We start from the raw sequence: 12,392 nt of genomic DNA on the forward strand, positions 1-12,392 counted from the left end.
AAATAGGGATCCTTATGTTTACAAAAGGTAAGGAGAATGGGGGTTCAGTCTTTTCCTCACTAACCATTTCCCTTATCTTTCCGTTAACATATTTAAAAGAAATTTGTGGGGTACTATATTCTCTCTCAATTATTAAAGATTCATAGGAAAATGCAGATTTTACCAAGCCAAGTAGGAGAAACATTAAGATTATTAAAGTTAAAAATTTTTTCATAACTCCTCCCATTGTCTACCAACGAGTTTTAAAAACTCTTCTTCGTTTATTATTTTTACTCCTAACCTTTTTGCTTTCTCAAGTTTTGATCCAGGTTTTTCTCCCACAACCACATAGTTTACCTTTTTAGATACAGAACTTGCAACGCTTCCACCATCACTTTTAACCAACTCCTCCGCTTCATGTCTTGTCATACTCTTCAAAGTCCCTGTAAATACAAAGACTAACCCTTTAAGTTTACCCTCGCTCTCTTCCTCTGTCATTCTAACTCCTGCTTTTTTCAATTTCTCAATGAGTTCTATATTTTTTGGTTCATGGAAAAAGATATAAAGACTCTTTGCAGTTTTAGGCCCAATTCCTTCAATTTCCATGTAATCTTCAATATTTGCCTTCAAGAATTCGTCCATGGTCTTAAATTTTTGAGTTAAAATCTCTGCCACATGTTTCCCAACATGGAATATTCCAAGACCATAAATTAACCTATGAAGTGGTCTATTTTTAGAATTCTGTATATTTCTCACTATCTTCTCAGCAAGAACTCTACCCATTCTTTCAAGGGGAAGAAGATCATCCACTGAAAGGTAATAGAGATCACCGATATCTTTAACAATTCCTTTATCAACAAGCTGATTCACAAGGGATTCACCTATATTTTCTATATCCATAGCATCTCTACTTACAAAATGAAGTATTCTTCCTTTAATTTGAGCTGGACAAGATGCATTGGTACATCTGTAATCTGCTTCACCAGGAAGTCTTATCACCTTTGCTCCACACACGGGACATTTATCTGGGAACTTGAAAGGGATCTCCTTCCCTGTCCTCTTCTCCTTTACAACTCTTACAACCTCTGGAATTACAGAACCTGCCTTTCTTATGATTACATGATCTCCAATTCTTACATCCAATCTCTTTATTTCATCTTCATTATGTAGAGTGGCTCTGGATACTGTTGAACCTGAGACAAAAACAGGTTCTAAAATAGCAACTGGGGTTAACTTCCCAGTTCTTCCAACCTGAATTATTATATCTCTCACAATGGTTTCCTTCTCTTCTGCAGGAAATTTATAGGCAATTGCCCATCTTGGAGCATGAGTTGTTGCTCCAAGCTTCTTCTGTAATTCAAGAGAGTTAACCTTTACAACTGCCCCATCCATGTCAAAGGGATACTCATCTCTCCTCTCCTGAAACCAGAGGCATGCTTCTATAACTTTTTTGATACCTTTAACCTTTTTAAAGTCTGGGCTTACCTTAAATCTTTTCTCCTTTAGATAGTTAAGTATTTCTTCCTGTGTTTTAAACTTAACTCCTTCATATAGACCAAGTGCATATGCGAAAAAATGTAATTTTCTTTTAGCTGTGATGGAGGAGTCCAGTTGTCTAACAGATCCTGCCGCAGCGTTTCTTGGGTTTGCAAATACAGATTCTCCTATCTCTTTCCTCTCTCTATTTAACTCTTCAAAATCTTTTTTGAACATGATCACTTCTCCTCTCACCTCTATGAGGGGAGGAGGATTATCTAAAATTAAAGGAATAGTCTTAATGGTTCTTACATTGGGAGTAACATCTTCTCCCTCCAAACCATTTCCTCTTGTTGCACCACGAACCAATTCCCCATTTCTATAGATCAAAGATATGCTTAATCCATCAAATTTTGGTTCAACTATATATTCTATCTCTTCATCGGTTCCAAGCATTCTTTTTATCTTCTTCTCAAATGCCATAAGTTCCTCACCGTTAAATGCGTTATCCAGTGATAACATGGGAATTTCATGTTTTACTGTCTTAAATTCCTTTAAAGGTGGAGCACCAACCCTTTGAGTGGGTGAATTTGGTGATTTAAACTCAGGAAATTTTTCTTCAAGTTCTACAAGTTCTCTAAAAAGCTTATCATACTCCTCATCTGTAATAACTGGAGAATCAAGTACATAATAACGGTAGTTATGATATTCTATCTCCCTTCTTAACTCTTCAATTCTTTTTTTCGCTTCCTCTTTTCTCATGGTGTCCCTCCCTCTTTCTTCTCTACCTTTAATTTTACCTTATCAGGATAAACACCTGTTATTTTTACATTCTTATTCAGGCACTTTACTCTCACTTCTACTTCATACTCTCCTATCTCTATTCCTTCCACATTGATTTGGGCAAGGAAATCTTCTTTTTTTATAGATTTTACAATAGATTCAAAGCCAAACACCTCTACAGATACTGTTTTGACATCCAAAATATAGTTAAAGTTCTCATTTTTTCCCTCTAAAGAGATATCAACATCAAACTCTTTCTTTATTTTTTTCTCAATCACGATCTGTACAGTTACATCTTTTGAGCCTTTTATCTCCACTCCCTCTGGAACAATTACCTCTGTAGTGATATTCTTCGAGCTTGTAAGATTTGTTATGTTTATTTCTTTTGTCTCCACAAAACTTATATCTTTTAGTTTATTAATGTTTCCAAGAATTGTAATTACTGAAGGGCTAACTACAATAGATTTTATGCCATAGTCTGAAGGTACACTTCCCACAAGATTTGGTGTTATGGGAACCACTTTGGATGATAGAATTGACTTGACTTTTATTGTTATATATACAATTGATGGAGTAATAGAGATCCCCTCTATCTCATTTCCTAATGCATCTTTTACTCTTGGGATAGATGAGATTGAAACATCGGAATCAATATTGGTAATATCCACCACTACAGAAACATCTCTTATAGCTTCAATTTTCTTTGAAGGACCTTCTACAGTTATCTTATCAGGATTTATCTCTGGTTCTTCTATTACATAGCCTTCTTTGGGAGAACCAATAAATTCTATCCTTATATTCCTCTCTACCCTAACAACTTTGTCAAGGAAGACGCTGATTCTCGATGGAGAAACTTCCACAACTTTTACAAAAGGAGGTGCTTCAACAAGAATCTCAACACTATGAGGACCCTCTGATAATCCAGAAAGGTCCACATATGCAGTGAAACTATTTTCATTTAGATTCATGAGTCTTTGTCTGGAGCCTCTAACCTTTATTTCTGCACTTCCCAGAGGTTCAAGGAATGTTAACCCTGGTGTAAGATTTCTATAGGTGATATTAACTTTGTATATTCTTTCTACCTCTGGTCCCTGTTCTACTGTTACATATAGCCAGAAGGAAAAGGATAGAAGTAGCGATATGAGAAATATTATTATCTTCTTTTTAAGCACCTTTCTTCCCCTTTCCTTTCTCTCCTTTTTTAAGCATTACTATAAGCATCCCTCTAAGCTCCAGCACAGATAGATACCTTGTTAATTTTCCCTCGGAAGCAATAGAAATTATTCCTGTTTCTTCAGATACAATTATGGAAATAGCATCAGTTATCTCTGATATACCTAAGCCAGCTCTATGCCTTGTTCCAAGATCTTTCTCTATTCTTTCATCCTCCGAAAGCGGAAGAAGACATCTTGCTGCGATAACTTTATTTTTTCTAATAATTACAGCACCATCGTGCAGAGGAGAGTTGGGATAAAATATGGTGGAGAGTAGTTCTGATGTAACCTTCGCATCAATGGGGATACCGGTTTGAATGTAATCGTTTAAATTATCCTCTCTCTCTATTACAATGAGTGCACCTATCTTATTCAGAGAGAGATACTTGACAGATTTTACTATCTCATCAATCACTTTTGTTATATCCTCTTCTGTATGCGAGAGGAAATCAAATGTCTCACCAAATATATTTCTTCTACCAAGACTTCCAAGAAATTTCCTAATCTCGGGTTGAAATATAACAGCAAGTATTATAGGAAGCATTCCAGCTATGGATAGAATCCCCCTTAAAACCCAATTTACAGCAACAAGACCAAGCCATGCAGATATTTTTGATGCAAGAAATACAACAATAAAGAATATGATAGTTCCTTGTATCAGTTGCCATACTCTTGTTGCTTGTAGTGCATACAAAATTTTATATAGAATAAAAGCAATAATAAGAATATCCAAAATACTGGCTATAACATTCCATACAGTCCAGCCTTTGAATAATTCAAGAATATAAGTCGCCATCTTAAGTTTATTCTACAACCTTTTTGGTCTATTTCAACTTTGTAACTTGAAAGAAAATCAAAATTTTGGCTATAATAAAAACATGACTAAAAGATACGTACTTTTTGATCTTGATGGAACACTTTTAGATATCAACATGAACGAATTTTTAAAATCTTATTTTGAGAAACTTATACCCTTTCTTAAAAGATGGATAAAAGGCGATATTTATAAAATTGTAATGACCTCTACAGATTACATGATAAATGAGATAAATGGTGATTTAAATCAAAAAAAATTCTTATATAAATTTTCACTTCTTTCAGGATTGAGTGAAGATAGGGTAAATGAAATCTTTCAGAAGTTCTATAAAATAGAATTTCCAAAATTGAACATTTTAGGAAGACCGGTACCTAAAGCGAGGGAAATCTTATTGAGGATTCATAATGAAGGTTATACCCTTGTTCTTGCAACAAATTCACTTTTTCCCTTAATCGCAGTAAAGGAAAGAATGAAATGGGCAAAGATAGAGGATATTCCGTTTTCACTAATAACAACCGCTGAAAATATGCATTATGCAAAGCCATATAAAGAATATTACCTTGAGATTCTGGATTTCTTTAACGCCAATCCAAAAGAAGCCATTATGATAGGAGATGATTTCGAATTGGACATATCTCCTGCCAAGAGTATAGGAATAGACGCATACAGAATAGGTGAAGATATTGAAAGTTTAGAAGAAATTTTTGATATCCTCAAGCGATAATCTATTTAAATACAAAATAAATAACAAGACTTAAAACAAGAAGAGTAATTCCAGTATAACCGCAAATTGCTGAGAATGAAATTTTCTCTTCCCATTCCTTTCTCATAACTTTTGAACCGAAAGTGTCTGGGGTAGGTGATAATGTTTTTTTAGCCCATATTCTTTCAGATCTTGAAAATACGGAAGATGTGGCAAAAGAGAGAATGAAGAGAATCACCGCTTCTATTGAAACGATGTTAATCAGATTGTATAAGGAAAATAATTTAATTAAGAAAAGAATGAGTGCCGTTGCAAGAATTATTAAAACACTAATTGGCAAAACTTTTTTAATATATCCAATTAAAAAAGTTTTTAATACTTTCATATGTCTAATACCCCATAAGCAACCTATCTCCCAAAAATTCTGGGAGACCCAATTCCAGTATTTTTTTTCTTGTTACTTCTTTTGGATATTTAACTCTTTTTATAATCACCTTACCTATCTTTGGATAGTATATCATAAAGGATGCATCAGGATTTAAATCTCTTGGTTGACCTACACTTCCTGAATTTACGATATACTTTTTTTCTCTCTCAAGGATAAATTCTCCTCCTTCTGGCATTGGAAAATATTTCTTGTCAGTTATTGAGAAAATACCTGCTCTATGAGAGTGGCCAACAAAAACTATGTTTTTTTTCATAAATTTTTTCTCATCCAAAGCATCCTTCAAAGTAATTATATATTTAAAATAGTTTGAGGGAGCACCATGAACTATCTGAAAATCTTCAAAGACTAACTCAAAAGGCAGGGATTCAAGAAATAAGAAATTGGTCCTTTTAATAATACTCCTTTGCCACTTAAGAGCTTTTCTTCCAAATTCGTTAAATTGAAAAACTACAGATTGATTTACCATTCCCTCATCGTGATTACCCTTTATGGATGTAATTTTTTTCTCTATAACAAGATCCACAACTTCATTGGGATTTGGACCATATCCTACCATATCACCAAGACAGATGATTTTATCGACTTTTTCCTTGTCAATTTCTGTTAACACAGCCTCAAAAGCTTCTATATTTGCATGAACGTCAGAAATTATTGCGATTTTATCATATTCCATAGATACTCTCCAATTTCTAATGTTTTATCTGTCTTTATGGATAGAAAATCTCTACCTCCACCTCTAACTCCAAAATTCTCCTTTAACTTCTCAAGTAAATCTTTAAAATTTAGAGGAAAAGAAGAATCCTTATTGATTATACCACTCTCTTTATTAAAGAGATACACAAATTTGGCTCCTCTTTCTATAAACTCATGCGAGAGAAACTTCATGTCTTCCATTGATAAAAGATACAACCCTTTTATAACAAATTTTTTACCTTCCTCCTCCTTCAGGTAGTACTCAAAGAGTTCTTCCTTTAAAAGTTTTATCTCTTTCCTAAAATCTGTAAGTTCTCTCTCCATCTTCTCAACACTTCCCAAGACTTTATCCTCCCTTGTTGTGAATTTTCTCGCTAAATTCTTTAAAATCTTCATCCTCTTCTGATAATCTCTTAAAGCTCTCTCACCTGCAAGAAAGTATAACCTCAAGATGTTTCCTTTTATCTTCTCATATTTTACTATCTTTATAATTCCAATATCACCTGTTCTATTAACATGCGTTCCTCCACACATGGTAGTATCAAAATCTTCTATCTCAACAATCCTTATTTTTCCCTCCACATCAACTACCTTTCTTATATTTAGTTTCTCCATTTCTTTCTTTGTTACTTCGTAAATCTTTACAGGTCTATTCTCTCTTACAATCCTATTTGCCTCAATTTCTATTCTTTCTATATCATCCTCATTACCCAAATCTGGATTATCAATATCAATGGTAGAGATGTCCTCCCCCATATGAAAACTTAAAGTCTCCGAATTGAATAAGTTCAATATAACCCTTGAGATTATATGCTGAGCTGTATGCTGAACCGAAATATCTTCTCTTCTATTACCATCTATTCTGCATTTAACTCCTTCCCCTCTTGGAAATTTATCAACTATATGTATAATCAAACCATTTTTTTCTTGAACTTTGATAATGTTAGAATCTCCAATGTTTCCTCTATCACCAAGTTGTCCTCCCTTACCATCGGGATAAAAAAGAGATCTATCAAGAACTACAATTTTTTTGTTCTTGTCCTTTCTTGTTTCAATTATCCTTGCCTCAAAGATTATATCTTCCATGAATTGTATGGTGCGGAAGGCGGGAGTCGAACCCGCATGGGTTAGCCCCACTGGATCCTGAATCCAGCGCGTCTGCCATTCCGCCACTTCCGCCTAATAAGATTTTATCAAATTTCCTCCACTATTTTTATATTCCTGATATTTTTATAGAAAAGATCCAGTCTCTCTGTATGAACAGGTAATAGATTTTCTGGCTGTATCTCATTTACCATCCAGAGAATATCGGAGAAAGGGGCATGTCCTGATGCATGAAACTTTCCTAACGGAACAGGAACTCCAGATTCATCTATGTTAAAACCATATACAGATATATTGAAGAAATCCAACCAGTTTTTTAATCTCAACATGTCAATAGCTTGCTCCTCTGTATAAGCTTCACTTGAGGAGTAAATGTATATGCCATCTTTTAAATCTATATCCAACAAGTTTTTAAGATTGTATATACTGAAACAAAGCACAAAATCGGAGGGGTTCTTTCCAATTTCTTCCATTCTGATGAACTTACTTGAGTATATTTCTTTCATCCTTTTTATCCATTTTGACTTATCAGACCTCTTTTCATCCAATATAAGGAAGTCCCTGTCATCTAAGATTCCAAAACTTTCATCTGTATCTTTTAATAAGTGCATTAAATATGCATCCTGCACAAGAACAACAAATTTTCTTTTAGAATCCTTTGCTATATCAAAGAAAGTCATTAGTCTCTCTATGTTTCGTGGACCAAAATCTACAATGATTAACTTTCCTTTATTTTTTTTAATAACATCCATAGAGGAATTATAAACATCATCCTCTGTTATCTTTTCTTTACCACTACCTGCGCGAGTCCCCTCTGTTATAAGTAAATAAGGTTTTACATTTTTTGCCCATTGAACAAGTCTTTTTGATGCTTCTTTATTCTTTCCATGAAATCTTATGTCTCCTGTATAAACAATCCATCCTCTTTCAGTTTCAATACCAAATGCAACTGCTCCAGGGATTGAATGGTCTACAGGGAAAACTTTTATTTTTACACCATTTATCACTATCTCTCCTTCCTCTGGATAGATAAAAGTTCTCTCTTTGTGCAAGTTTCTCACACCTTCCAACTTCCCATCCTTCTCTTCCTTTATCTTCAAGAATTGAAGTTCGTTATAAAAGGTTGTCTGTCCCGTCTCTTCGTAAGCTTTTAGCATCATCTCTGTTATCCGATCAGAAACTATGGGAATCTCTCCGGATAAAAGGGATATAAAACCTGAATGATCAAGGTGGGCATGACTGAGCAATACTGCAGAAATATTTAATTTTGGATGTTCATTAACCTCTCTTTTAAATTCTTTTAAAATCAAATCTTCCCTATATATCCCAGAGTATTTGGGTATGAGATTCAATTTCCATAGATCAAATATGCCAGTCTTCTGCCTTGGTGATATAAATTCTTCAAAGTATTTTCCCCATTCTTTAAAATTCCTTCCAAAATCAAGAAAGAAATTTTGTTTATTTGTCTCAAGAAGAATCTTAGTTCCCCCAATGGTATTTTTGCCATCAAGAACTTTTACATACATAAATTAAAATGGTGCCGAAGGAGGGAGTCGAACCCTCATGGGAGATAACCCCAGCAGATTTTGAGTCTGCCGCGTCTGCCAGTTCCGCCACTTCGGCCTATAAATAATTTTATTGATTAGATTTGGTAAGTCAACTCATTCAGTCTTCAAGTTTTACAGCGGTTCCATACGCCAAAAGTTCTGCAGCACCCTGCATAACAGAAGAAGTCATAAATCTTATATTTATAACAGCATCTGCACCAAGTTTCTCTGCCTCCTTAACCATTCTTGAAAGAGCTTGACTTCTTGATTCCTTCATTAACTCTGTATACTCCACCACCTCTCCGCCTACAAGGTTTCTTAATCCTGCAGTAAAATCTTTTCCAAAGCTTCTTGCTCTTACAGTGTTTCCAAGAACTATTCCAAGAATCTCTTTAACTTTTTTACCTGGAACATAGTCAAATGTTGTTAAAATCATGTTCACCTCCTTTAATATTTATTTATATCTTCCTCCTCTTTTTTCTTAACTTTTAATCTTTCATATATAAGACCAACAATTACCACTATTACACCACCAAACATAAGTATAATGGCAATCTCCAGTATAGGTGGAACATTTATCTTCAAAAGATTGTAAATAAACCAACCAACTATTATGGACAAACCAGCAATGAACATTATAAAACCCACATTTTTCATATTCTCACCTCCTCCTATATTCTATCACTTTTTAGGTAGGGATTTTCACCAAGTTTTAAATGGGATACAGCATCAAGTTCAAATGAAGAATAAAAACCTCTCTTTAAATACTCCTCACCAACAAGGGCAATCATCCCTCCATTATCTGTTGAGAGTTCTGGCGATGGGAAATAGAAATTAAGCCCCTTCTCCCTTCTAAACCTCTCCCTCAAGAATTTACTCGCAGAAACACCTCCAACAACTGATATATTTGTTATTCCTGTTTCTTTAGATGCAAGTTTAATTCTATCAAGGAGTTCCTCACTTATTCCTTTGAAGAGACTGGAAACCAAATCCTCAAGGACAAAATTCTTTGAGTTTATAATATTTAATGCCTGGGTTTTCATGCCTGAGAAGGAAAAAGAGAACCTTCTTTTTCTGTTTTTAAATCTTGGAAGAGTAAAATTATATCTATCGGGATTTCCCTTTAACGCCAATTTATCTAACTCTTTCCCTGCTGGATATGGAAAACCAAGTTTCCTACCTATCTTGTCAATTATCTCTCCACATGCATCATCAAGGGTTGTTCCAATGATCTTATATTTTAAATGACCTTGAACCAAGATGATTTCTGTGTGCCCCCCAGATATAAGAAGTGTTAAGAAGGGGAAATCCATCTTATATTCAAAAAAAATTGAGTAAATGTGACCTTCAAGGTGATTTACACCGACAAATGGTATTTTTAAAAAAAAGGAGAGAGTTTTAGCAAGCTCAGTCCCAACGAGGAGAGAACCTACAAGACCAGGACCAAAGGTGACAGAGATTCCTTCAATATCTTTCAATTTCAATTTACCTCTTCTTAAAACCTCTTTCAATACAAAAGGAAAAAGTTCAAGATGTTTTCTTGCAGCAATTTCTGGAACCACTCCTCCATATCTAACATGGAACTCTTCAGAGGATGTTCTTACTATAGAGATTAATTTACCATTTTCTACAACTCCCATGGAGGTGTCATCACAGGAAGTCTCAATGCCTAAAATCCTCATCAACTTAAAGTTTACCATATGTTGACTAACATGATATAATTTTAATTAGAAAATAAAATTTAGGAGGTGAGTATGAAAAGAAAGAATCTGTTTAAGGGGCTGATTGTCTTAGCAATTGTGTTTTCTTTGAGTTTACTACCTGTTAAACTTTCTGTAAACACTTCCATTGCTTCTCAATCTGAGGGACCACGTCTTGTGGAAGGTTATTTGAGATATCTAACTATACTTACAACTTCAGATCTTCAGAGCCAGGTTACAGAGTTTGAGACAAAGATTAGGATTGGGGGTGAAAAGGTTAAAAAGACAGTTGGTGGAATTGCAAGGATCGGGTATCTTGTAAAAAAATTTAAAAAATCAAGAAAGAGAGTTCTTTTTATGACATCTGGTGATGATTTTCTTGGTCCATTCTTCAGAGCATTTAAAGGAATTCCAGAAACTCTGTTCTGGGATATGATAGCAGATGCATGGACCCCAGGAAACCATGAATTTGATCAGGGACCAGAAGTTTTTGGAGAGGCATTAAATTATGCAACAATTCCTGTCCTTTGTGCAAATCTTGATGTGAGTGAAGAACCAGCTCTTAATGGAAAGATAAAACCATACACAATATTTGAGGTAAAGGGTTTGAAAGTGGGAGTTTTTGGACTTATTACACCAAATGTCTCAAATATAACAAAACTTGGTGATAAAGTTAAAGTTAATAAAGACCTTGTATCAGTTTCAAAAGAGATGGTTTCTACCCTTAAAAGTGAGGGAGTTGACTTGATAGTTGCACTTACCCATATTGGAATTGATGCAGATAAAGATTTAGCATCAAAGGTAGATGGCATAGATGTAATAGTTGGTGGACATTCCCATACCCTTGTTACAGAACCAGTGGTTGTAAAAACTCCAAACGGTGGTGAAACCATAATAGTTCAGGATGGAGCAAGAGCGGCATATCTTGGAGAACTCCAGCTTGCGATAGATAAAAAGGGTGTATACGCCTATAAGTGGCGTCTTCATCTCTTAGATGAAAGTGTACCAAAGGACCCTGTTCTTGATAAGCTTGTAACATACTTTATTAACCAGATGCCTCCTCCTGCGCCAGTAGGAGAATCCCTTGTAGACCTTGATGCAAGAAAGATCACAGTAAGAAAGAAAGAAGCAGCTATTGGAAATCTTTTCACTGATGCCTTTAGATGGAAATTTGGAACCGATGTGGCACTAACCAATGGTGGTGGAATAAGAGGAGATAAAATCTATCCAAAGGGAGAAATAACAACAAAAACTCTCCAAGAGATGCATCCATTTGGAAATACCATTGTTCTTGTAAAGATAAAGGGAAGTGTTCTTAAACAGGCACTCGAAAGGGGTGCATCTGCACTTATAGGTCCAAATGATCCAAGAGATCCAAAGACTGTAGTTTCAGGTGCATTCCTTCAAGTCTCCGGTTTGAAATTCACCATTGATGTCAGAAAAACACCACAACAGATAGATATGGATACAGAAGAAATAGTTGTTCCTGGTGAAAGAGTTTCAGATGTTTATGTTAATGGAGAACCACTTGATATGGATAAGGAGTATACTGTTGCCATTAACAGTTGGATGGCAGGCGGTGGAGATGGTTACTTTATGTTCAAACATCTTCCAATAGATAAGAAGTACGATACATCTATTACTATCCCTGAGGTTCTTGAAGAATACATTAGAGCTCATACTCCAATTGCACCAAAGGTTGAAGGAAGGATAACCATAGTAGGAACTGAGTAAATTAAAAAGGGGAGGAAATCCTCCCCTTTAAATATTTTTTACGATAGTATCTTTACCATATAAAGGGCATTTTCTTTATTGTCTGGATAGTATTCCTTCTTTATCTTCTCTACCCTAAAACCAAGATTCTTATAGAGTTTTTGAGCTATAGTGTTAGATACCCTCACCTCAAGAACTACTCTCTTAACTTTCCT

The 12,392-nt window shown here is 34.9% G+C and carries 13 protein-coding genes and 2 tRNA genes; 2 read left to right on the forward strand and 13 right to left on the reverse strand.

The window, feature by feature from the left end:
• The 4 genes from J7J33_03580 to cdaA all read right to left on the reverse strand — a co-directional run.
• Positions 1 to 214, reverse strand: a 214-nt coding sequence (locus tag J7J33_03580) for a hypothetical protein (protein MCD6168371.1), incomplete at its 3' end; no start/stop codon positions are given.
• The gene (gene ligA, locus J7J33_03585) at positions 211 to 2,217 is read right to left on the reverse strand and encodes an NAD-dependent DNA ligase LigA (GenBank protein MCD6168372.1); all 2,007 of its coding nucleotides are present in this window, start codon (positions 2,215 to 2,217) and stop codon (positions 211 to 213) included. The genes J7J33_03580 and ligA, both read right to left, overlap by 4 nt.
• The gene (locus J7J33_03590; GenBank protein ID MCD6168373.1) at positions 2,214 to 3,410 is read right to left on the reverse strand and encodes a hypothetical protein; all 1,197 of its coding nucleotides are present in this window, start codon (positions 3,408 to 3,410) and stop codon (positions 2,214 to 2,216) included. The genes ligA and J7J33_03590 overlap by 4 nt, the downstream gene beginning before the upstream one ends.
• Positions 3,403 to 4,248 (reverse strand): diadenylate cyclase CdaA, encoded by an 846-nt coding sequence (cdaA, locus tag J7J33_03595; protein ID MCD6168374.1) that lies wholly within the window; start codon positions 4,246 to 4,248, stop codon positions 3,403 to 3,405. The genes J7J33_03590 and cdaA overlap by 8 nt, the downstream gene beginning before the upstream one ends.
• Before the next feature lie 46 nt (positions 4,249 to 4,294).
• Between cdaA and J7J33_03600 the strand changes: the two genes are divergently transcribed.
• Positions 4,295 to 4,993, forward strand: coding sequence for an HAD family hydrolase (locus tag J7J33_03600; protein MCD6168375.1), 699 nt, complete (start codon positions 4,295 to 4,297; stop codon positions 4,991 to 4,993).
• 1 nt (position 4,994) lies between these two features.
• On the opposite strand, the gene J7J33_03605 is transcribed toward J7J33_03600, so the two are convergent.
• From J7J33_03605 to tsaD, 9 genes are all read right to left on the reverse strand, one after another.
• Positions 4,995 to 5,357, reverse strand: a complete 363-nt coding sequence (locus J7J33_03605; GenBank protein MCD6168376.1) for a hypothetical protein — start codon at positions 5,355 to 5,357, stop codon at positions 4,995 to 4,997.
• Positions 5,358 to 5,361: 4 nt separating this feature from the next.
• The gene (locus tag J7J33_03610; GenBank protein MCD6168377.1) at positions 5,362 to 6,093 is read right to left on the reverse strand and encodes a metallophosphoesterase family protein; all 732 of its coding nucleotides are present in this window, start codon (positions 6,091 to 6,093) and stop codon (positions 5,362 to 5,364) included.
• Positions 6,069 to 7,199: an alanyl-tRNA editing protein gene (locus J7J33_03615; GenBank protein MCD6168378.1), complete on the reverse strand. Its 1,131-nt coding sequence runs from the start codon at positions 7,197 to 7,199 to the stop codon at positions 6,069 to 6,071. Before J7J33_03615 ends, J7J33_03610 begins: the two co-directional genes overlap by 25 nt.
• 8 nt (positions 7,200 to 7,207) lie before the next feature.
• A tRNA-Leu gene (locus J7J33_03620) sits at positions 7,208 to 7,292 on the reverse strand.
• Between the two features lie 14 nt (positions 7,293 to 7,306).
• Complete coding sequence (locus J7J33_03625; GenBank protein ID MCD6168379.1) at positions 7,307 to 8,743, reverse strand: MBL fold metallo-hydrolase; 1,437 nt, start codon at positions 8,741 to 8,743, stop codon at positions 7,307 to 7,309.
• 9 nt (positions 8,744 to 8,752) lie between these two features.
• A tRNA-Leu gene (locus J7J33_03630) sits at positions 8,753 to 8,840 on the reverse strand.
• A 42-nt stretch (positions 8,841 to 8,882) separates the two neighbouring features.
• Positions 8,883 to 9,200, reverse strand: coding sequence for a YbjQ family protein (locus J7J33_03635; GenBank protein MCD6168380.1), 318 nt, complete (start codon positions 9,198 to 9,200; stop codon positions 8,883 to 8,885).
• 11 nt (positions 9,201 to 9,211) lie between these two features.
• The gene (locus J7J33_03640) at positions 9,212 to 9,421 is read right to left on the reverse strand and encodes a hypothetical protein (GenBank protein MCD6168381.1); all 210 of its coding nucleotides are present in this window, start codon (positions 9,419 to 9,421) and stop codon (positions 9,212 to 9,214) included.
• Between the two features lie 14 nt (positions 9,422 to 9,435).
• Positions 9,436 to 10,446: a tRNA (adenosine(37)-N6)-threonylcarbamoyltransferase complex transferase subunit TsaD gene (gene tsaD, locus J7J33_03645; protein ID MCD6168382.1), complete on the reverse strand. Its 1,011-nt coding sequence runs from the start codon at positions 10,444 to 10,446 to the stop codon at positions 9,436 to 9,438.
• Positions 10,447 to 10,518: 72 nt separating this feature from the next.
• On the opposite strand from tsaD, the gene J7J33_03650 reads away from it, so the two are divergent.
• Positions 10,519 to 12,198 carry a 5'-nucleotidase C-terminal domain-containing protein gene (locus tag J7J33_03650; GenBank protein MCD6168383.1) on the forward strand — a complete coding sequence of 560 codons (1,680 nt, stop codon included), beginning with the start codon at positions 10,519 to 10,521 and terminating at the stop codon, positions 12,196 to 12,198.
• Positions 12,199 to 12,392: the final 194 nt, after the last annotated feature.

The sequence above is a fragment of the Caldisericia bacterium genome (assembly GCA_021158845.1).
In the GTDB taxonomy this organism is placed as follows: Bacteria; Caldisericota; Caldisericia; order B22-G15; family B22-G15; genus B22-G15.